Source organism: Vulcanococcus sp. CPBay_Sum15L08_68 (assembly GCF_017855895.1).
Classification (GTDB): domain Bacteria; phylum Cyanobacteriota; class Cyanobacteriia; order PCC-6307; family Cyanobiaceae; genus Vulcanococcus.
On record NZ_JAFMFX010000036.1, the window covers coordinates 1 to 17,907 of the forward strand.

A 17,907-nucleotide genomic window follows, 5' to 3' on the forward strand; every position below is an offset into this window, starting at 1 on the left:
GAGCGCCTGCAGACCCTGGTGGATGAGGGACTGCTGGCATAAGGCGCCGCTCCACTCAGCAACCGGCTCTCGCGGCTAGCATCGCGTGACACCGCCCGTGTCTCGGGATGGCCCAGCAAACGATCCGCTTTCGCATTCGGCCTGACGGTCGCGTCGAAGAGGTCGTTGAGGGCATCACCGGCCACGGCTGCGAGCAGCTCACCGAGCGGATCGAGGAGAAGTTGGGCGTTGTTCAACAACGCCAGCCCACCTCTGAAGCCTTCCAGGGCCAAACCACCACAGTTCAGCCCGAGCAGACTCTTTCGTCCCAGGTCTCCTGATGTCGCACTTCAGCACCGTCAAAACAGAACTGCGCGATCGCTCCGCTCTGATTGATGCCCTGAAAGATCTGGGTCACTCCCCCATGGAGGGCGAGTGCCAGGTGCGTGGATACCGGGGCCAGACCGTGACCGCTGAGCTGTCCATCCCCACCGAGGGTGCCGGCGATCTGGGCTTCCGTTGGAATGCCGCCTCTGGCAGCTACGAGCTGGTGACCGATCTCGATCTCTGGAGTCAGCCGATCCCCGTCGAGCGCTTCCTCTCCAAGCTCACCCAGCGCTATGCCCTGCGCAGCATCCTGGCGGCCTCGGCCCAGGAAGGCTTCCAGGTGGCGGAAGAGCGCCAAGAGCAGGACGGCACGATTGAGCTCGTCGTGACCCGCTGGGACGGCTAGGTCCTCGGCGTGGGGATCGATCCCTCCGTTGCCTTCTCGGCACCAGCAGCCCCGGCCACCGAGCGCAGCGGTCTTGAGCCCGTACTCGGAGGAGCGCTGCGCCAGAAGGCGGTCTGGGTGGATGAGGCCGTCTGCATCGGCTGCCGCTACTGCGCCCACGTGGCCGGCAACACCTTTGTGGTGGAAGCCGACTGGGGCCGTTCGCGGGCCATCCGTCAGGACGGCGACAGCACCGAGACGATTCAAGAAGCCATCGACACCTGCCCGGTCGATTGCATTCACTGGGTGAGTTACGAGGAGCTGCCCGAGCTCCAAGAACAAACCCGTCACCAGGAACTCCAGCCCCTGGGTTTGCCGACGCCGGTTCGCTCCCGGCGCACCTTCCCGAGGCGGGAGCCCCATTGATGCTGCCCACACGGCGCTTTGGCCGCACCGAGCTGGCAATGCCGCTGCTCTCCCTTGGCGGGATGCGCTTTCAGCAGAGCTGGTCTGACCTGCCTGCCGATCGCATCACGGCCGAGAGCCAGGACAACCTGCGGGCCACGCTGGCAGCGGCCGTGCAGCACGGCTTTCACCACGTCGAGACGGCCCGGCACTACGGCAGTTCCGAGCGTCAGCTGGGTTGGTTGCTACCCCAGATTCCTGATCCCCAGAGGATTCTGCAGACCAAGGTCCCTCCCCAGGACGATGCCCAGGCCTTCGAGGCAGAGCTCCAGCTGAGCTTCGATCGCTTGGCGGTCGATCGGGTGGACTGCCTGGCGATCCACGGCATCAACCTGCCGGAGCATCTGCAGGCCACCCTCAAGCCAGGGGGCTGCATGGAGGTGGCCCGGCGCTGGCAGCAGGACGGCCGCATCGGCTGCGTGGGCTTCTCGACCCATGGCCCCCTGGAGCTGATCGAGGCGGCCATTGCCAGCGATGCCTTCGACTACGTCAACCTCCACTGGTATTTCATCCGCCAGGACAACGGCCCCGCCATTGCGGCGGCCCGCGCCCGGGACATGGGGGTGTTTGTGATCAGTCCCACCGACAAGGGGGGGCATCTCCATAGCCCGTCAGAGCGGCTGCTGGAACTCTGTGCTCCGCTGCATCCGATCGTCTTCAACGATCTGTTCTGCCTGAGCCACCCCGGGATTCAGACCATCAGTGTCGGAGCCTCAGGGCCGCAGGACTTGGCCTTGCATCTGGAGGCCGTCGCCTTGCTTCCCCAGGCCGCTGAGCTGTTGCCTCCGATTGTGAGTCGTCTCGAGGGGGCACGGCTCTCCGCCCTCGGCGATGCCTGGCTGGGCAGTTGGCAGCAGGGGCTGCCCAGATGGCAGGACACCCCTGGACAGATCAACCTGCCCACCCTGCTCTGGCTGCACAACCTCCTGGAGGCCTGGGATCTCCAGAGTTATGCCAAGGCCCGCTACGGCCTGCTGGGTGCGGCGAGCCATTGGTTCCCTGGTGCCAATGCCGACGCCTTGGACGAGAGCGTGAGCGAGGCCGAGCTCAAGGCGGTGCTTCAGGCCAGTCCCTGGGTTGAGCAGATCCCCGGCATCCTGCGCCGCCTGCGGGAGCGTGTGGGGGGCACCCCCAGCAAGCGCCTGATGCAGGAGGACTAACTCCCCAGCGGGAATTTGCTGGGAAGTCCCACGGCCCGGGGGTAGGTCTTCGGGCAGGGTTCCTTCGGCTGCAGCACGATCGCGGTGCGTTGCCCCCGCTCCCCCGGCAGCTCCTGTTGACGGCAGGACAGGATCTGGGCCTTGAGCTGCGTGGCCGCCTTCTCAAGCTGGGCTTGGTCCTCCCCGCCCCACTGCCCGCGGTAGAGCAGGGCCTCGCCACCAGGGGCGAGCAGGGGCACGAGATACTCCGCCACCACCGGTGCGGCGGCCACGGCGCGGGCCATGGCCAGGTCGAACTGGCCGCGGCAGCGTTTTTGCCGCCCGGTGAGTTCAATGCGCTCGCAGCGCAGCTCCACGCGCTCCCCCAACCCCAGGCTCTGGGCCATCGCCTCAACGGCCTGGGTTTTGCGCCCCACGGAATCCACCAGGGTCAGCTGCGCCTGGGGGAAGGCAATGGCGACGGCCAGCCCCGGGAAGCCCCCCCCGGTGCCGACATCGATGCAGCGCAGGGCGGCTTCGGGGTTCGCCTGCAACTGCGGCACCAGGGGCCAAAGGCTGTCGAAGATCTGGGCGATCCAGAAGTCATCGCCCTCCACCAGGCGGGTCAGGTTGACCCGGCTATTCCACTGGCGCAGCTCCTCCTGGAGTTGGAGGAAGCGCTGGAGCTGATCGTCGCTGGGTCTCCAGTGCAAGGCCTCCCATAGTGCGTCTGCTGGCGCTGGCATCCCCTGGGCTGATCTCGTCACACTCTCTAGGATCCTCCCCAACCGGTGTCCTGCGTTGGCGGCTGCCAATCACTACGAGCTGCTGGAGGTGCCCAGTGAGGCCTCCAGTCAGGAGTTGAGGCAGGCCTTTCGCAGCCTGAGCAAGCGCTACCACCCGGACACCACCGACTTGCCCGAGGCCGAGGCCCGGGAGGCCTTTCGCCGTCTCCAGCAGGCCTACCTCACCCTCAGCGATCCTGAGCGCCGGCGCAGTTACGACGCGACCCTGCGGGCCCCGCTGCCCCTTCGGCCACTACGGACCGCACCGAAACCAGTTCCGGTCCGTCGCGCCCTCTCCGGTGGTGAGTGGTTCGCGCTGCTGCTGCTGGCCGTGGCGGTCGCCTTCAGCCTGGTGTTGGGGGTCGGCCTGGCCTGGTCCCGCGGCGCCGAATTCCTCAAGCCCCCCAGCTGGCTGGAGGCCGGTGGGCAAACTGATGGGTCAAGCCCGCTGCTTGTGGATGTCGGATCTGCCGTCGCCTCAGACCCCGCTGTACAACCACCCGCTGCCGGTTCTTGAGCGTTGGCTCGCTGAGCTCGGCGGCATCCAGCGCGGCCACCACTCCTGTGAATGGGACCTGACCACCGTCGCCTGGAGCGCCGAGATGGTCTTGGGTTCAGAAGAACTGACGGTGCGCTGGGGGCAGGGTGCGGGCTCAGTGGAGCGCCACTTCCCCTACGGCCTCACCCGCGCGGACGTGCAGGCTGCGATCCTGGCGGGCCCCTAGAGCTGGCGCTTGCAGACCTCGCTCTGCTCTTCGTTGAGGGTGGAGAACGGGCCACAGTTCACCCAGCGCACGAACGAGAGTTCGATGTCGGTGAACAGCACCAGGATCCCAGCGCAGAGGGCTGTGACAGCAGCGATGACCGCGACTGAGGAGGGTTTCATGGGCGGCTCGTGACCCCCTTGAGCTTATGAACGAGATCCAAGGCCTGCCACTGCTGTTGCAGGCTGACGGCATCGAGGCTCGGGAGCGGCGGCAGACAGCCCAGCACCGGAACCCCTGAGATGCTCTCGAGGGTGCTCGCATTGTTGGGATGGGGCTCCCCGTTCAGCAGGATCCCCAGCAGCGGCAGATGGCGGCTGCGCAGGGCCTCGATCGAGAGCAGGGTGTGGTTCAAGGTGCCCAGCCCCGAGCGGGCCACCAGCAGCACCGGCAGGTTCCAGCGTTGCAACTGCTCAATCTGCAACCAGTCCAGGCGTAGGGGCACGAGCAGCCCACCGGCGGTCTCCACCACCAGGGGACCCTCCACGTCCGGGAGAGAGAGGTGCTCGCAGTCAATCGGGGGCTGATCCCCAGGTTCCAGTTCGGCGGCCCAATGGGGCGAGACCGGAGCGGCGAAGCGATAGGCCTCGGGCAGGACCCGCGCGTCCGGGAGGCCGAGCCAGCGCTGCACCCGCTCACGATCCCCTTCTCCGTTCTCCAGCCCGCACTGCACCGGTTTCCAGTAGTGGGCCTTCAGGCCCTGCACCACTAGGGCGCTGACCACGGTTTTGCCGACATCGGTGTCGGTGCCGCAGATCACTAGGCGTTGGTTGGCGCCAAGCGGTGTGTCTGTCATCGCTTCTGTCCTAGGAGCACCAGCACCTCCCAAACGATCGCCTGCTGCGGGCCCGGCCAGGCCCGCAGCAGGCGGCGGAGTTGTCCCGCATTGAGCTTGGGACTGCGGCTGGCCTGGGCGCCGATCGCCTTGATCTGTTGCAGGAACCAGAGACCGCCCCGGTTCGGACGGCTGAACCGCAGCACCTGAGCGTGATGCAACTGCAGCCGGTGCTGGGCGCAGTCGATCAGCCGTTGGGCGCAAGGGAGCTCCAGGGCGGTGCAGGGCACCCCTGCCTGGGCTGCGGCCTGGTGCCAGAGCGGGAAGCTGCCGGAGGTGGGGACCCCCAGGATCAGCCAGCCTCCAGGTTGGAGTTGCTCACACCAGGTCCCCAGCTGCTGTTCGGGTTGCTCCAGCCATTGCAGGGCGAAGCTCGAGGCCAGGGCCGCCGGTTGCTGCAGGCTCGCCGGCAGGCCCTGATTGAGATCCCAGTGGATCAGCGCAGCGTTCTCACCAGCACCCTGCTCGAGGAGGGCGCTGCAGGCGTCGATCCGTAGCCAGGGGCCTTGGCCGAGGGCCGCCTCCAGGGAGCGACTCAGCAGCCCACTGCCTGCCCCCAGATCAGCCAGGGGACCGGGGGGGAATCGCACCCCCTGGCGGGCAGTGAGGCCGGCGAGCCGTTGGGCGACAGCGGCCTGAAGGCGCGCCCGGCTGGGGTACAGGCGGGCCCCCTCGCTGAAGCAGCCGCGGACGGCCTCGCTGAAACCCTCTGCCGGCGGTTCAGGCCTGGACATCGGCAATCCAATCGAGCACGGCGTCCGGCAAGGCCGGATCGATCAGGGAGTGCCCCAGGTCGTCGCGTGTCCAGACCGTGGCCTGGGGCAGGGCTTGCTGCAGTTCCAGGCGACTCCTGGCCGTCACGATCTGGTCCTGGCCAGCCTGGACCAGCAGCACGGGGATTCCGCTGGGGAAGCCCGCTGGGAGAGCGCTGGTGGCCCCCAGGTGCTCGAGGTCCTCGAGCAGTCGTTCCCGGCCCGCATCGCTGATTCCCTGTTCCAGGGGGCCAGCGGGCAGCAGCGACCTGGATTGCGGTGCAGCGGCTTGCCGCAGGAAGTCCCGCAGTTGCTCCTGCTCCTCTCCGAGCTTGATCCTGCGCCCCATGGCCCGCAGGGCCGCACTGATGGCCCGCCCCTCTCGGCCTTCCGGGACAAAGCGGGTGAAGCTCGCCAGCAGTACAGCCGCTGTGGCTCCCTGCCAGAGGTCCTCGTTCAGCAGGTGCGGGCCGAAGGAATGGGCCAGGACAACGCGCCGCTGGGCGCTGGTCTCCCAGCGGGGTTGCAGGGGGGATTCCTGGCCATAGCCCCGTTCCCCGCAGTCCATGGACCAACCCCGCGCCGCAGCGCCCTCCGCCCAGGGAGCCCAGCTGCGGTGGTCCCCAGCCCAGCCATGCATGCCGATGAGCTGGATCGCGCTCATGGTTCCCCCAGAGCCTCAATCAACCGGTCCAAAGTCCCGGCGGGGCAATCGTGCCGAAGCACGAGCCGCAGCCGTGCCGTTCCCACAGGGACGGTCGGGGGGCGGATCGCCACGCTCAGCAGTCCTGCCTGCTCCAGTTGCTGCTGCAGTGCCAAGGCGCGGTGATCGTCCCCCACCAGCAGCGGCAGGATCGGCCCGCTCCCGCAGGGCCTCGGCCAGCCCGCTGCCTCGAGGGCGTCACGCCAGCGCTGGGCCCGCTGCAGCAGGGCCAGGCGCTCGGGTTCCCGCTCCTGAATCGCAGTAAGACCGGCGGCGGCCGCCGCCACGAGCGGTGGCGCCAGGGCCGTGCTGTAGCGGAACGGCCCGGAGTGCTGCAGCAACCAGTCCCCCACCGTGGCATTCCCCGCCAGAAAGGCTCCGCCACTGCCAAAGGCCTTGCCGAAGGTGCCGCTGATCAGGCTGATGTCCTGGATGCCGTAGCCCAGGCCTCGGCCCCCCTCCCCCAGCACCCCAAGGGCGTGGGCCTCATCCAGCAGCAGGGCCGCGCCATGGCCGCGGCAGAGCTCGGCTAAGGCGGCGACATCGGGGGAGCTGCCCTCCATCGAAAACAGGCTTTCACTGAGCACCAGCAGCCGGCGTTGGGGGGCATCGCGGCGGGCGCGCTGCAGCTGCGCCTCCAGGTCACTGAGGTCGTTGTGCTGAAAGCGCCGCAGCTTGGCCCCCGTCGCTTGGATCCCCACCAGCAGCGAGTGGTGAATCAACCGATCGGCCAGCACCCAGGTGTGCCGGTCCGCCAGGGCCTGAACCGCAGCAATGTTCGCCTGAAATCCGCTGGGATAGAGCAGGACCCGCTCGCGCCCCAGCCAGGTGCCCAGGGCCCGCTCGAGGGTCCCGTGCAGGGGACGTGTTCCGCTGATCAGCCGAGAGGCCCCAGCCCCTACCCCTTCGCTCTGGATGGCTTCAGTCGCTGCACGCTGGAGGGCCGGATCGCGGCTCAGCCCCAGGTAGTCGTTGCTGGCGAGATCCAGCAGGGGAGATCCCTCTGCGACAAAGGCGGCCTGGCCCGCCGGCTGCAGGCTGCGCAGACGGCGGCGGCGTTCCGGAGCCAGGGCGGCCAGATCGGCGGCCAGGGGTGCCAATGGATCGGCTGCCTCCATCGCCCCAGCTGCGCCCTCGGGTGAATGCCCTCAGTTTGCCCGTTTGGCTGGAGCCCATAGGATCTACTAATGCCCAGTAGCGCTTCGGTCCCCGGCACCCCGGCCCAGTCCACGGACGTGCCGCCCCTGGAGCAACTCTTCCCCTTCAGCCTCGATGACTTTCAGCTGGAGGCGATTGAAGCCCTGAATCAGGGCCATTCGGTGGTGGTCAGCGCCCCCACCGGATCGGGCAAGACCTTGATCGGTGAGTACGCGATCCATCGCGCCCTGGCCCACGGTCAGAAGGTCTTCTACACAACGCCGCTCAAGGCCCTCTCGAACCAAAAACTGAGGGATTTCCGCGAGCAGTTCGGGGCCGAGCGCGTCGGCCTGATGACTGGCGACCTCACCGTGAACCGGGAGGCCTCGATCGTGGTCATGACCACGGAGATCTTCCGGAACATGCTCTACGCCGAGGCCGAGCAGGGGGATGACCCCTTGGCCGACGTGGAGGCCGTGGTGCTCGATGAGTGCCACTACATGAATGACTCCCAGCGCGGCACGGTCTGGGAGGAGTCGATCATTCACTGCCCCCCGGTGGTGCAGCTGGTGGCCCTCTCGGCGACGGTGGCCAACGCCGGGCAGCTCACCGACTGGATTGAGCAGGTCCATGGGCCGACCCGCTTGGTGATGAGCGACTTCCGGCCGGTGCCGCTGCAGTTCAGTTTTTGCAGTGCCAAGGGCCTGCATCCCCTGCTCAACGACGAGGGCACGGGCCTCCACCCCAACTGCAAGGTCTGGCGTGCCCCCAAGGGGGGGCGTAACCGCCGCGGGCCCAAAACCCCGAGGCCGCCGCAGCCGGAGGCGCCACCGCTGGGCTTCGTCGTGGCCCAGATGGCGGAGCGGGAGATGCTGCCGGCCATCTATTTCATCTTCAGCAGACGCGGCTGCGACAAGGCCGTTCGTGACCTGGGCAAGGTCTGCCTGGTCAGCCCCCAGGAGCAGGCCCGCATTCAGGCGCGCCTGGATGTCTTCATGGCGGCCACCCCCGAAGCCGTACGCGATGGCGGCCATGACGATGCCCTGCTGCGGGGGATCGCGGCCCACCACGCCGGGGTGTTGCCGGCTTGGAAGGAACTGATCGAGGAGCTCTTCCAGCAGGGGCTGGTGAAGGTGGTGTTTGCCACCGAGACCCTGGCGGCCGGCATCAACATGCCCGCCCGCAGCACCGTGATTTCAGCCCTCTCCAAGCGCACGGAGCGGGGCCACCGCCCCCTGATGGGCAGCGAGTTCCTGCAGATGGCCGGCCGGGCGGGTCGCCGTGGACTGGATTCCCAGGGCTACGTCGTCACCGTGCAGAGCCGCTTTGAGGGTGTCCGGGAGGCGGGGCAGCTGGCCACCAGCCCGGCTGACCCGCTGGTGAGTCAGTTCACCCCGAGCTACGGCATGGTCCTGAACCTGCTGCAGCGCTATGAGCTCTCCAAGGCCAAGGAGTTGGTGGAGCGCAGCTTCGGTCGCTACCTGGCGACCCTCGATCTCACGGAGGACGAGGCCCGCATCAGTGAGCTGCGCGAGCAGTTGGGGGACCTCAGCGGCACCGTTCAGGAGGTTGATTGGGAGGACTTTGAGGACTATGAGAAGCAGCGCGGCCGCCTGCGGGAAGAGCGCCGACTGCTGCGGATCCTGCAGCAGCAGGCCGAGGAAACCCTGGCCCATGAACTCACCTTGGCCCTGCGTTTTGCCAGCGAGGGAACGCTGGTGAGCCTGAAGGCTCCGGTTCTGCGGGGCCGGGTCACACCGGCGGTGATCGTTGAGAAGCAACAGGGCTCAGGTCAGTTCCCGCTGCTGTGCTGCCTCACCGACGAGAACGTTTGGGTGCTGGTGCCCTGCAGTGCAGTGGTCAGCCTCCATGCCGAGCTCACCTGCCTTCAGGTCAAGGATGTGGCCGTTCCCGAGCTGCACCGCCCCGGCGAGCTGCGCCATGGCGATCAGGCCAGCGGTGGCCTGGCCTTGGCCGTCGGACACATGGCCCGGCGCCACGACATGGTCACGCCCCAGTACGACCTGGCCGGTGAGGTTCAGGCCCAGGCCCATCTGGTGCGTGAGCTGGAGCTGGCCCTGGAATTGCATCCGGCCCACGGCGCCGGCGACCGCAAGAAGCTGCGCAAGCAGCGCTTCCGCATGGAGGAGTTGGAGGCGGAGATTGCCGAGCGCCAGCGCGTGCTGCACTTCCGCGCCAATCGCCACTGGGAAACCTTCCTGGCATTGATCGAGATCCTGCGCTTCTTCGGCTGCCTCGAGGGGGACGAGGGCCTGGATCCGAGCGAAGTGGGCCGCACCGTGGCCGCCCTGCGGGGGGACAACGAGCTCTGGCTGGGATTGGCGCTGATGAGCGGTCACCTCGATGAGCTGGATCCCGCGGACCTCGCCGCCGTGCTGGAGGCGATCTCAACGGAGGTGAATCGCCCGGATCTCTGGAGTGGCTATCCACCGCCGCCAGCGGCCGATGAGGCGATGCATGACCTGCGCGGCATTCGCCGCGAACTGCAGCGGCAACAGGAGGCCGGCAAGGTCGTGATGCCGGTCTGGTTTGAAGGGGAGCTGATGGGCTTGGTCCATGCCTGGGCCAAGGGCGTCAGCTGGAGCGACCTGATCGCGAACACCTCGTTGGATGAGGGCGATGTGGTGCGGATCATGCGCCGCACCGTCGATCTTCTGGCGCAGATCCCCTACTGCGAAGCCATCAGCGAGCAGTTGCGCACCAACGCTCGGGCGGCCCTCAAGGCGATCAACCGCTTCCCTGTGCGGGAGCCGATCGATGGCGGCCAGGCTTCAGGGGAGGACTCCAATCCCGCCACCGCCCGCCAGGCCGATCCTTCGGCGCTTAATCCCGCGGCCTAAGCACCAGCCAGACGATCAGCAGCAATCCGGCCGTACTGCCCACGGTGTACAGCCAGTCGGCGTAGGGCGTCCAGAAGAGGGCAAGGGGCATGGGTAGCGTGAGCGCGTGATGAATCCGTCCCGCATCCGCATCCTGGCGGTGGGCAAGTTGCGCAAGAGCTGGGTGCTCGAGGGAGCCTCCACCTTCCTCAAGCGCCTGCCGGGATTGCAGGTCCTGGAGCTCCGCGATGCCGGCATGGCCAAGGAGGCCGAAGCGATCCTGGCGGCCCTGAAGCCCGACGAGCGCTTGGTGATCCTCACCGAGGAAGGCCAGACCTTGGACTCGGTGGCTCTGGCCCAGCGTCTCGAGGGCTCGGGGTCAGAGCGCTTGGCCTTTGTGATCGGCGGCGCTGAGGGCATTGACCCGGCCTTGAAGGCCCGCGCCAGCTGGCGCCTGAGCCTCTCGCCGATGACCTTCCCCCATGAACTGGCCCGGTTATTGCTGCTGGAGCAGCTCTACCGGGCGATGACCATTCAGCAGGGCGGGCCGTATCACAAGCCCTGAATCAGATCGCGAGGCGCTTCCAGATCACATCCAGGTTGGCCTGGTGCAGATCGGTGGAGAAGCACTCCGCCAGCTGCTCGGCAGTGAGGCGTGAGGTCACCTCGCCATCGGCCTCCAGGTTGGCCCGGAAGTTGCCGCCCTCGGTGTTCCAGGCGGTGTGGGCGTTGCGCTGCACGATCCGGTAGGCGTCTTCGCGGCTGATGCCGGCTTCCACCAGGGCCAGCAGCACCCGCTGGCTGAAGACCACGCCGCCGTAGACGTTCATGTTGCGGGCCATGTTGCCGGGGTAGACCCCGAGACCCTTCACCACGGAGGTCATCTCCCGCAGCATGAAGTGGAGGGTGACCGAGCAGTCGGGCAGCATCATGCGCTCCACGGAGCTGTGGCTGATGTCCCGCTCGTGCCAGAGGGCGCAGTTCTCCAGCGCTGCCACGACGTAGCTGCGCAGCACCCGGGCCAGGCCACTGATCCGTTCGCTGCGGATTGGGTTGCGCTTGTGGGGCATGGCGGAGCTGCCCTTCTGTCCCTTGGCGAAGTTCTCCTCGACCTCCAGCACGTCGGTGCGCTGCAGGTTGCGGATCTCGGTGGAGAAGCGCTCGAGGGCGGCACCCACCAGGGCCAGGGTCTGGATGTACTCCGCGTGGCGATCGCGGGAGATCACCTGGGTGCTGGCGGTGTCGGGCACCAGGCCGAGCTTGGCGCAGGCGATCTCCTCCACCCGGGGGTCGGTGTTGGCGTAGGTGCCCATGGCACCGGAGATCTGGCCGACGCTGACGGCGGTTTCCAGGTGCTCCAGGCGCTGCTGGTTGCGCACCACTTCGGCGAGCCAGCCAGCCACCTTGAAGCCGAAGGTGATGGGTTCACCGTGGATGGCGTGGGAGCGGCCGATCATCACCGTGGCCTTGTGCTCGCGCGCGAGGGCCCGCAGGGCGTCCGCGAGCAAGTCCAGCTCCTGGCGCAGCAGCTTGACGGAGGCCTTCATCTGCAGGGCCACACCGGTGTCGAGGACATCGGAGCTGGTCATGCCCACGTGGATGTGGCGACCGGCGTCACCCACGTGCTCGTTGACGTTGGTCAGAAAGGCGATGACGTCGTGACGGACCTCGGCTTCGATCTCGAGGATCCGCTCGACGCTGAAGCTGGCTTTCTCTTTGATCGTCGCGACGGCCTCAGCCGGGACGCGTCCCAGTTCGCAGTTGGCCTCGGTGGCTGCAATCTCCACGTCCAGCCAGCTCTGGAACTTGGCCTGCTCGCTCCAGATAGCGCCCATCTCGGGCAGGGTGTAACGCTCGATCAAGGCCGCGCCTGGCTCACATCAAGACCAATGTATGGAATGGCCTTTCGGGGCCCTAGGCGACGCTGGTGAGCTTGTGGTGCTCCACCTCCCACTGCACCAGTGGGCCCCAAGCCTGTTGTTGAACCCAGCAGCGCCCTCCACGGCAGCGCAGCACTTGGAAGGGGGGCAGGTCCGATGGCTGATTGCGCAGCTTCACGAAGCTGCCGGGTTGCAGCAGTTCAACCACCTTCGCGCTGTGGGGTTTGGGAGTGCGGGCCACGGTGGTACCCCTTGGTTTGGAACATCCTCAGGAGTGTTCCCAGGGAAACCCATTCAGCACCGGTTTTTATTCGGTTTCGCTTCGAGCTTTGTGATTAAACGGGCGTACGGCACGATGCAGAGGTGCTGGGCCGCTGCCCGATGGGTCGAAAGCGACGCTTGGATCTGCAGCTGGTGGAGCTGGGTCTGGTCACCTCCCGTCAGCAGGCGCAGCAGTTGATCCGTGCCGGCAAGGTCCGCAGCGGTGATCGCATCCTGGATAAGCCTGGACTTGAGGTGCTGCCGGAGCTGGAGCTGCAGGTGGAGCAGCCCCAACGGTTTGTCTCCCGGGGTGGCGAGAAGCTGATGGCGGCCGTTGAGGCCTTCCCCTTAGGCCTGGATCAGCGCGTCTGCCTGGATGGTGGGATCTCCACCGGTGGCTTCACCGATTGCCTGCTGCAGCACGGGGCATCCCGGGTCTATGGCGTGGATGTGGGCTACGGCCAAACAGCCTGGAGCCTGCGCACCGACGAGCGCCTGGTGCTGAAGGAGCGCACCAACCTGCGCCACCTGCAGCCGGAGGATCTCTATGGCGGCGATGACCCCTGGCCTGATCTGGCCGTGGCGGACGTCTCGTTTATTCGCTTGGGCTTGGTGCTGCCGGCCTTGGGCCGCCTGCTCAAGGGCGAGCGCCGCGAGGCGGTGCTGTTGGTCAAACCTCAGTTTGAGGTCGGGAAAGAGCGGGTCGGGAAGGGGGGAGTGGTGCGAGACCCCCTGGCCCATGCCGACGCCATTGCGGGGGTGATCGCTGCGGCGGAGCGCGAGGGCTGGCGCGCTTGTGGGGTGGTGGCGTCTCCGATTACCGGGCCCGCGGGCAACCACGAATATCTGCTCTGGTTGCGTTCAGGGGACTGGAGCGAGCAAGAGAAAACCTCCGAAGTGCCCCCCACAGAGGAACACATTCGGAGGTTGGTGGAGCTGACCTTGGCCAGCTAGCTCAGATCGCGCTGTTGTCCTTGTCGCCGGTGCGGATCCGGACCACAGACTCCACGGGGCTGATGAAGATCTTGCCGTCGCCGATCTCGCCGGTGCGGGCGGCGTCTTGGATGGCATTCACCACGGTGTCGACGCGGGCGTCATCCACCACGATTTCCAGCTTGAGCTTCTGCAGGAACTCCACGGTGAACTCAGAACCGCGGTAGCGCTCGACTTGGCCCTTCTGGCGACCAAAGCCGCGAACCTCGCTGACGGTCATGCCGACGATGCCGGCGTTGACCAGGGCCAGCTTCACGTCTTCGAGCTTGAAGGGGCGAATGATGGCCTCGATTTTTTTCATGGCTCAGGGCTGGAGATGGGGGAATTCTCTCAGGAAAATCCGGCGAGGAAAGGTCTTTGCGGACCTTCTGAAGCCATTAGGGCGCAGTCTTTCGGCGGGCGATGTGACCGTTGATACCGCCTTGGTTGAAGGGCCGCGATGCGTAGCATCCGAAGTCAGGACGAGCGCTTGGATGACTGCGACCGCAACAACCCGTACCCCCCTCTACGGAGAGCGCGCCATTGCCGAGGCGGAGCTGATCTGTTTCGACAACCCCCGGCCTGAGCGCCCCTACGAGGTGTCGATCACCCTGCCGGAATTCACCTGCAAGTGCCCGTTCTCGGGTTACCCCGATTTCGCCACCCTGCGCCTGATCTATCAACCCGGTCCCCGGGTGATGGAGCTCAAGGCGATCAAGCTCTACGTCAACAGCTACCGCGATCAGTCGATCTCCCATGAGGAGGTGACCAACCGCATCCTCGATGACTTCGTCGCGGCCTGCGCTCCGGTCTGGATGCAACTGGAGGCCGATTTCAATCCCCGCGGCAATGTCCACACGGTGATTCGGGCCTGCCACGGCACCCGTCAGCCCTGCTGAACCTCCGCGATCAGCAGCGGCAATTCATTGGCCAGGGCCGTCAGGTTGCGGTTGCAGAGACCGGCAACGTGGAGCTTCTGGCCACCGGCCTCGGCGATCGCCCAGATCTGACGGGTTGCGATCAGGCTGAGGGCACCGCCGGCCAGGGCGATGGCAAATCCGCCGTAGACCAGGGGCACCCCGGGGTCCCGTTTGAGCAGGATGCCGCTGGCTGGGACCACACCGGCCACCCGCAGCGGAATTCCCTCGACCTCAGCGGCGTCCCCCCCGGGGATCAGGGTGGCCAGGATTTCAGCGTCGGCGGAGTAGGCCGTCACCGGACCTTCCTCACTGGAGAGAGCCAGAAGCACCGGGTTGCTGCCATCGGGCCGGGTGGGTAGGACGATCCCCCAGACCTGTTCTCCGAGCTGGGGAAAGCTTTGAAGCGGCAGCTCCAGGATTGGGCTCTTCCCGAGTTGCACCTTGATGGCGGAGAGGGCCCAGTCCGCCTGATACAGGGTCATGCCGCGGTAACGCAGCGGATGGTTGACGCTGATCTCCGCCTGGGAGACCTCCTGGCCTTGGCTTGGGGTCAAGGTCAACTGGGAGCGGAATTGTTCCGGGCGTCCCGCCGGGTCCCGCTCCACGCCGAAGCGCTCCAAGCTGACGCTGACCTGGGTTTCACCGCGGCTGTTCAGCAGCTCCAGCTCGTTGCCAGGGGCGAGAAACCGCTCCAGACGTTGGCCGCCGAGGGATCCCCAGGCGGCCCCCACCATCAGGACCACCAGACCGGCGTGAACAAGCAGTGGGCCGACCCGTCCCAATACGCCTTTGCGGGCCGCCAGGCGATCCCCCTGGGGTTGGAGTTCCCAGCCACGGCTCTGAAGCAAGGTCTCAAGCCGCGTCAGGCTGGCCTTGGGGTCGGGAACGGCGATGGTCTCCGCCAGGGTGAGCTTGCTGAGCTGACGGGGGGTTTGGTAGTCGATCCAGCGCAGGGCGGCCTGTAGGGCCGGCCACTGGCGACGCCAGCTGCAGAGGATCAGGGCGAGCCCGAGCCAGGCCAGCAGGGCGAGGAACCAGCTGCTCGAATACACATGATCCAGCTGCAGCGAGAGGATCGCGTCACCATTGAGCAGTCCCAGCCAGGGTTCTGGGTCATAGACGCGGTGGTACAGCGCGGCGGCTTCCTTCTGCGGCACAAAGGTCCCCAGTCCGCTGGCCGCGGCGATCAGGATCAACAGGCCAATGGCCACCCGCAGGTCAGAGATCCAGGCGATCAGTCGCTTCATCGGTGGGGTGGAAGGAAAGCTGGGTTTAGGTCCAGCGGGCCAGCAGGGTCAGGCAGCCGGTCAGAAGGAGCACGGCCCCGCTGATGGGCGGTACCCATTGCCCGAGGGAGCGCAGGGCCAGGAGTCGGGGAGCCCAGGCCGCAGCGGTGCCCGCCAGCAGCAGAGGCATCACCTGCCCAGCGGCGAAGGCGGTCAGCAGGAGGGCGCCGGTCAGGGGGGTCCCGGACTGGGCGATCCAGGCCAGCAGGACCGCCAGCACAGGGGTGGTGCAGGGGGAGGCCGCCAGGCCAAAGGCCAGGCCTGCGGCCAGTGGGGCCAGGGCGGGTGGCACCCGCTGCCGCCACTGCTCCGGATCGGGCCCCGCCGGCAGCTGCAGGGGCACCAGGCCCAGCAGGTTCAGACCCATCACCACCGCCAGGAGGGCCACCAGGGTCGGCACAACACCAGGGACCTGGCCATAGATGCGGCCTAGGGCGCCGCTACCCAGGCCCAGGAGAACCAGGGAGCCGACGATGCCGCTGCAAAAACTGAGGCTGCGGGCCCAGGGCCGCTGGCCACCGCGGTCAAATCCCGCCAGGTAAGCCAGCGTCACAGGCAGCAGCGAGAGGGAGCAGGGGCCCAGGCTGGTGATCAAACCGCCAGCAAACACCAGCCCCACGGTCAGGGGCCCTGGATGGGCCAGGGAACTGCTCAGCAGCTGCTCACCACTGCGGGCCCAATCCGCTAGGGCCTGAGCCAGCATCAAACGGTACGCAGCGCGAGGGGTCAGCCTATCGGCATGCTCTGCCGCTTGGCTTGGATCCGGCGGTTGCGGTGGGGCTTGCCGGGCTCCAGGCCGGCCCCCTCCAGGGAGCAGCGCAGCAGGAGGCCTGCGGTGAGCAGGCTGGAGAGGAGGGAGTTGCCGCCGTAGCTGATCATCGGCAGCGGTAATCCCGTGGTGGGCATGGCACCACTGGCCACGGCGATGTTCAAGATCGACTGGCCCACCAGCAGGGTGGTGCAGCCGATGGCCACCAGCCGCTGTTGGTTGCTTCTGCAGCTCAGGGCAATGCGCAGGCCGACAAAGCCAAAGAGCAGCAGGAAGACCAGCAGCAGCAGGGATCCGACGTAGCCGAACTCCTCAGCGAAGACCGCGAAGATGAAGTCGGTGGTCTGGATCGGGAGGTACTGCAGCTTCTGTGTGGACAGGCCATAGCCCTCACCCCAGAGACCACCGGAGCCGATGGCCAAGAGGCTCTGAACCAGCTGATAGCCATCCCCCTGGGCATCTTTCCAAGGGTTGAGGAAGGAGGTGACGCGAATGCGCTGGTATTCGTTGATCGAGATGCTTCCAACCGCCACCGCCAGGCCAGCGCCGGCGGTGCCGAGCATGGCCCAAAGCGGCAGACCCGACCCGAGTGCCATCAGCCAGAGCAGGATCCCGCAGAGGGAGGCGGTACTCAGGTTTGGCTGTTTGAGGATCAGTCCGAGGGTCACCACAAAGACCCCGAGCCAGAGCACCTTTTGATCGATGGAAATGCGTCTCCAATGGGAGAACAGGGCAGCTCCCTGGAGGACGAGAAAGGGCTTGATCAGTTCGGTCGGCTGGATCTGAATCGGGCCGATCACCAGCCAACGGCTGGCGCCATTCACCGTGCTGCCGATCACCAGGGTGAGGGCGACGAGAACGCTTCCGGCCAGTAGGGCTGGACCGGCCATGCGCAGCCAGCGCCTGAGGTTGATGCTGATGCCGGCATAGAGCAGGCCCCAGCTCACCAGCATCCAGATGGCCTGGCGCTTGAGGTAGTAGCTGGCATCCCCCATCTCCCGGGCGGCGACCCACCAACTGGCGGATCCCAGGACAGCCAGGCCCAGGAGGCACCAGATCGCGATCATCCCGAGGAGCAAGCGTGCCTCTGCGGGCCAGTGCTCAAACGGCACGGGGAGCCACGGTCGCTTAGCGGGCAAGGGGGTGCGGAAATCAGACACTGACTATCCCGTATTTCTCTGGCGCTTGCCAACAAAAAAGCCCGGCAGTGCCGGGCTTTTGAAGAAGGTTTCGGCCTGAAGGAATCAGTTGCCCAGGTTCACCTGACGGCGACCAGCAACGAGTTCAACTTTCAGGATTTTGCCCCCTTGCTTCATGATCCGCTGCTGTTCAGCGAACCAGCTTTCATAGGGCACCCACTTGGTGAAGAAGGTGTTCTGCAGCTCGCGCTGGGAACGGGTCTTCTCCGGGCAGGGAATGCAAGCTGTGATTTTGAAGAGGCGCATGGATTGATCCGCAGGTTTGCCGAAGGCAGGGATCAGTTACCCAGGCCGGAGCTGATGTAGTCGAAGTACACGCCCATTTCACGACCAGCGTCGGGGCCAACCAGGGAAGCGGTCACTTCCTTCATGGCCTGGATGGACTGGACGGTTGCGCCGATGGGCACACCCAGGGAGTTGTAGGTCTCCTTGAGGCCGTTCAGAACGCGCTCGTCGAGGATCGAGGTGTCACCGGCCAGCATGGCGTAGGTGGCGTAGCGCAGGTAGTA

Annotated in this window: 23 protein-coding genes and 1 pseudogene; 10 read left to right on the forward strand and 14 right to left on the reverse strand. The window is 66.5% G+C overall.

Annotated features, from left to right (window positions below; genetic code table 11):
• Positions 1–107: 107 nt before the first annotated feature.
• From QZ189_RS07175 to QZ189_RS07190, 4 genes are read left to right on the forward strand one after another with little or no spacing between them, the layout of a single operon-like run.
• The gene (locus QZ189_RS07175) at positions 108–320 is read left to right on the forward strand and encodes a DUF2997 domain-containing protein (protein ID WP_010315257.1); all 213 of its coding nucleotides are present in this window, start codon (positions 108–110) and stop codon (positions 318–320) included.
• On the forward strand, positions 320–712 hold the full coding sequence (locus QZ189_RS07180; protein WP_247477059.1) for a DUF1257 domain-containing protein: 393 nt from the start codon (positions 320–322) through the stop codon (positions 710–712). The genes QZ189_RS07175 and QZ189_RS07180 overlap by 1 nt, the downstream gene beginning before the upstream one ends.
• A 9-nt stretch (positions 713–721) precedes the next feature.
• Positions 722–1,117, forward strand: a complete 396-nt coding sequence (locus tag QZ189_RS07185) for a ferredoxin (protein WP_010315260.1) — start codon at positions 722–724, stop codon at positions 1,115–1,117.
• Positions 1,117–2,316, forward strand: a complete 1,200-nt coding sequence (locus QZ189_RS07190; protein WP_296421408.1) for an aldo/keto reductase — start codon at positions 1,117–1,119, stop codon at positions 2,314–2,316. Before QZ189_RS07185 ends, QZ189_RS07190 begins: the two co-directional genes overlap by 1 nt.
• Here the strand turns inward: QZ189_RS07190 and rsmG are convergent.
• Positions 2,313–3,041: a 16S rRNA (guanine(527)-N(7))-methyltransferase RsmG gene (rsmG, locus tag QZ189_RS07195; RefSeq protein ID WP_247477063.1), complete on the reverse strand. Its 729-nt coding sequence runs from the start codon at positions 3,039–3,041 to the stop codon at positions 2,313–2,315. The two genes, QZ189_RS07190 and rsmG, sit on opposite strands and share 4 nt — an antisense overlap.
• A 55-nt stretch (positions 3,042–3,096) precedes the next feature.
• On the opposite strand from rsmG, the gene QZ189_RS07200 reads away from it, so the two are divergent.
• Positions 3,097–3,597, forward strand: a complete 501-nt coding sequence (locus QZ189_RS07200) for a J domain-containing protein (protein WP_296416281.1) — start codon at positions 3,097–3,099, stop codon at positions 3,595–3,597.
• Positions 3,539–3,805, forward strand: coding sequence for a DUF3143 domain-containing protein (locus QZ189_RS07205; protein ID WP_010315269.1), 267 nt, complete (start codon positions 3,539–3,541; stop codon positions 3,803–3,805). The genes QZ189_RS07200 and QZ189_RS07205 overlap by 59 nt, the downstream gene beginning before the upstream one ends.
• On the opposite strand, the gene QZ189_RS07210 is transcribed toward QZ189_RS07205, so the two are convergent.
• From QZ189_RS07210 to QZ189_RS07230, 5 genes are read right to left on the reverse strand one after another with little or no spacing between them, the layout of a single operon-like run.
• Positions 3,802–3,966 carry a hypothetical protein gene (locus tag QZ189_RS07210; protein WP_010315271.1) on the reverse strand — a complete coding sequence of 55 codons (165 nt, stop codon included), beginning with the start codon at positions 3,964–3,966 and terminating at the stop codon, positions 3,802–3,804. The two genes, QZ189_RS07205 and QZ189_RS07210, sit on opposite strands and share 4 nt — an antisense overlap.
• On the reverse strand, positions 3,963–4,640 hold the full coding sequence (bioD, locus tag QZ189_RS07215) for a dethiobiotin synthase (protein WP_296421410.1): 678 nt from the start codon (positions 4,638–4,640) through the stop codon (positions 3,963–3,965). The genes QZ189_RS07210 and bioD overlap by 4 nt, the downstream gene beginning before the upstream one ends.
• A complete protein-coding gene (locus tag QZ189_RS07220; RefSeq protein WP_296416283.1) occupies positions 4,637–5,413 on the reverse strand; it encodes an SAM-dependent methyltransferase in 777 nt (258 codons plus the stop codon). Before QZ189_RS07220 ends, bioD begins: the two co-directional genes overlap by 4 nt.
• Complete coding sequence (locus QZ189_RS07225; RefSeq protein WP_296421411.1) at positions 5,400–6,095, reverse strand: alpha/beta hydrolase; 696 nt, start codon at positions 6,093–6,095, stop codon at positions 5,400–5,402. The genes QZ189_RS07220 and QZ189_RS07225 overlap by 14 nt, the downstream gene beginning before the upstream one ends.
• Positions 6,092–7,252: an aminotransferase class I/II-fold pyridoxal phosphate-dependent enzyme gene (locus QZ189_RS07230; RefSeq protein ID WP_296421412.1), complete on the reverse strand. Its 1,161-nt coding sequence runs from the start codon at positions 7,250–7,252 to the stop codon at positions 6,092–6,094. The genes QZ189_RS07225 and QZ189_RS07230 overlap by 4 nt, the downstream gene beginning before the upstream one ends.
• Positions 7,253–7,321: 69 nt before the next feature.
• Here QZ189_RS07230 and QZ189_RS07235 point away from each other — a divergent pair, with 69 nt between their 5' ends.
• Both QZ189_RS07235 and QZ189_RS07240 read left to right on the forward strand, forming a co-directional pair.
• Positions 7,322–10,132: a DEAD/DEAH box helicase gene (locus QZ189_RS07235; RefSeq protein ID WP_247477070.1), complete on the forward strand. Its 2,811-nt coding sequence runs from the start codon at positions 7,322–7,324 to the stop codon at positions 10,130–10,132.
• A gap of 109 nt (positions 10,133–10,241) precedes the next feature.
• Positions 10,242–10,676, forward strand: a complete 435-nt coding sequence (locus QZ189_RS07240) for a 23S rRNA (pseudouridine(1915)-N(3))-methyltransferase RlmH (protein ID WP_010315285.1) — start codon at positions 10,242–10,244, stop codon at positions 10,674–10,676.
• A gap of 1 nt (position 10,677) precedes the next feature.
• Here QZ189_RS07240 and purB read toward each other — a convergent pair whose 3' ends face one another.
• Both purB and QZ189_RS07250 read right to left on the reverse strand, forming a co-directional pair.
• Positions 10,678–11,973, reverse strand: a complete 1,296-nt coding sequence (gene purB, locus QZ189_RS07245) for an adenylosuccinate lyase (RefSeq protein WP_010315287.1) — start codon at positions 11,971–11,973, stop codon at positions 10,678–10,680.
• A gap of 52 nt (positions 11,974–12,025) precedes the next feature.
• Complete coding sequence (locus QZ189_RS07250; protein ID WP_010315289.1) at positions 12,026–12,232, reverse strand: hypothetical protein; 207 nt, start codon at positions 12,230–12,232, stop codon at positions 12,026–12,028.
• A gap of 140 nt (positions 12,233–12,372) precedes the next feature.
• Here QZ189_RS07250 and QZ189_RS07255 point away from each other — a divergent pair, with 140 nt between their 5' ends.
• Positions 12,373–13,206, forward strand: coding sequence for a TlyA family RNA methyltransferase (locus QZ189_RS07255; protein ID WP_296421413.1), 834 nt, complete (start codon positions 12,373–12,375; stop codon positions 13,204–13,206).
• Position 13,207: 1 nt separating this feature from the next.
• Here QZ189_RS07255 and QZ189_RS07260 read toward each other — a convergent pair whose 3' ends face one another.
• On the reverse strand, positions 13,208–13,546 hold the full coding sequence (locus tag QZ189_RS07260) for a P-II family nitrogen regulator (RefSeq protein ID WP_010315293.1): 339 nt from the start codon (positions 13,544–13,546) through the stop codon (positions 13,208–13,210).
• Between the two features lie 172 nt (positions 13,547–13,718).
• Here QZ189_RS07260 and queF point away from each other — a divergent pair, with 172 nt between their 5' ends.
• Complete coding sequence (gene queF / locus QZ189_RS07265; protein ID WP_010315295.1) at positions 13,719–14,123, forward strand: preQ(1) synthase; 405 nt, start codon at positions 13,719–13,721, stop codon at positions 14,121–14,123.
• Here the strand turns inward: queF and QZ189_RS07270 are convergent.
• From QZ189_RS07270 to QZ189_RS07290, 5 genes and pseudogenes are all read right to left on the reverse strand, one after another.
• Positions 14,111–15,391, reverse strand: a complete 1,281-nt coding sequence (locus QZ189_RS07270) for a cytochrome c biogenesis protein ResB (RefSeq protein ID WP_010315297.1) — start codon at positions 15,389–15,391, stop codon at positions 14,111–14,113. The genes queF and QZ189_RS07270 overlap by 13 nt on opposite strands.
• A gap of 25 nt (positions 15,392–15,416) precedes the next feature.
• Entirely contained in the window at positions 15,417–16,133 is a 717-nt protein-coding gene (locus QZ189_RS07275) for a cytochrome c biogenesis CcdA family protein (RefSeq protein ID WP_010315299.1), read from the reverse strand.
• 23 nt (positions 16,134–16,156) lie between these two features.
• Positions 16,157–17,338, reverse strand: coding sequence for an FtsW/RodA/SpoVE family cell cycle protein (locus QZ189_RS07280; RefSeq protein WP_247477074.1), 1,182 nt, complete (start codon positions 17,336–17,338; stop codon positions 16,157–16,159).
• A gap of 105 nt (positions 17,339–17,443) precedes the next feature.
• A complete protein-coding gene (locus tag QZ189_RS07285) occupies positions 17,444–17,644 on the reverse strand; it encodes a phycobilisome linker polypeptide (RefSeq protein ID WP_247477076.1) in 201 nt (66 codons plus the stop codon).
• A 32-nt stretch (positions 17,645–17,676) separates the two neighbouring features.
• A pseudogene (locus QZ189_RS07290) lies at positions 17,677–17,907 on the reverse strand (allophycocyanin subunit beta); the annotation flags it as partial.

Excerpts from the sequence above, each read along its gene's own strand:
- QZ189_RS07175 (WP_010315257.1), top strand. The coding sequence starts at position 108 with ATGGCCCAGCAAACGATCCGCTTTCGCATTCGGCCTGACGGTCGCGTC.
- QZ189_RS07180 (WP_247477059.1), top strand. The coding sequence starts at position 320 with ATGTCGCACTTCAGCACCGTCAAAACAGAACTGCGCGATCGCTCCGCT.
- QZ189_RS07190 (WP_296421408.1), top strand. The coding sequence starts at position 1,117 with ATGCTGCCCACACGGCGCTTTGGCCGCACCGAGCTGGCAATGCCGCTG.
- rsmG (WP_247477063.1), bottom strand. The coding sequence starts at position 3,041 with ATGCCAGCGCCAGCAGACGCACTATGGGAGGCCTTGCACTGGAGACCC.
- QZ189_RS07205 (WP_010315269.1), top strand. The coding sequence starts at position 3,539 with ATGTCGGATCTGCCGTCGCCTCAGACCCCGCTGTACAACCACCCGCTG.
- QZ189_RS07210 (WP_010315271.1), bottom strand. The coding sequence starts at position 3,966 with ATGAAACCCTCCTCAGTCGCGGTCATCGCTGCTGTCACAGCCCTCTGC.
- bioD (WP_296421410.1), bottom strand. The coding sequence starts at position 4,640 with ATGACAGACACACCGCTTGGCGCCAACCAACGCCTAGTGATCTGCGGC.
- QZ189_RS07220 (WP_296416283.1), bottom strand. The coding sequence starts at position 5,413 with ATGTCCAGGCCTGAACCGCCGGCAGAGGGTTTCAGCGAGGCCGTCCGC.
- QZ189_RS07225 (WP_296421411.1), bottom strand. The coding sequence starts at position 6,095 with ATGAGCGCGATCCAGCTCATCGGCATGCATGGCTGGGCTGGGGACCAC.
- QZ189_RS07230 (WP_296421412.1), bottom strand. The coding sequence starts at position 7,252 with ATGGAGGCAGCCGATCCATTGGCACCCCTGGCCGCCGATCTGGCCGCC.
- QZ189_RS07235 (WP_247477070.1), top strand. The coding sequence starts at position 7,322 with ATGCCCAGTAGCGCTTCGGTCCCCGGCACCCCGGCCCAGTCCACGGAC.
- QZ189_RS07240 (WP_010315285.1), top strand. The coding sequence starts at position 10,242 with ATGAATCCGTCCCGCATCCGCATCCTGGCGGTGGGCAAGTTGCGCAAG.
- QZ189_RS07255 (WP_296421413.1), top strand. The coding sequence starts at position 12,373 with ATGGGTCGAAAGCGACGCTTGGATCTGCAGCTGGTGGAGCTGGGTCTG.
- QZ189_RS07260 (WP_010315293.1), bottom strand. The coding sequence starts at position 13,546 with ATGAAAAAAATCGAGGCCATCATTCGCCCCTTCAAGCTCGAAGACGTG.
- queF (WP_010315295.1), top strand. The coding sequence starts at position 13,719 with ATGACTGCGACCGCAACAACCCGTACCCCCCTCTACGGAGAGCGCGCC.
- QZ189_RS07270 (WP_010315297.1), bottom strand. The coding sequence starts at position 15,391 with ATGAAGCGACTGATCGCCTGGATCTCTGACCTGCGGGTGGCCATTGGC.
- QZ189_RS07275 (WP_010315299.1), bottom strand. The coding sequence starts at position 16,133 with ATGCTGGCTCAGGCCCTAGCGGATTGGGCCCGCAGTGGTGAGCAGCTG.
- QZ189_RS07285 (WP_247477076.1), bottom strand. The coding sequence starts at position 17,644 with ATGCGCCTCTTCAAAATCACAGCTTGCATTCCCTGCCCGGAGAAGACC.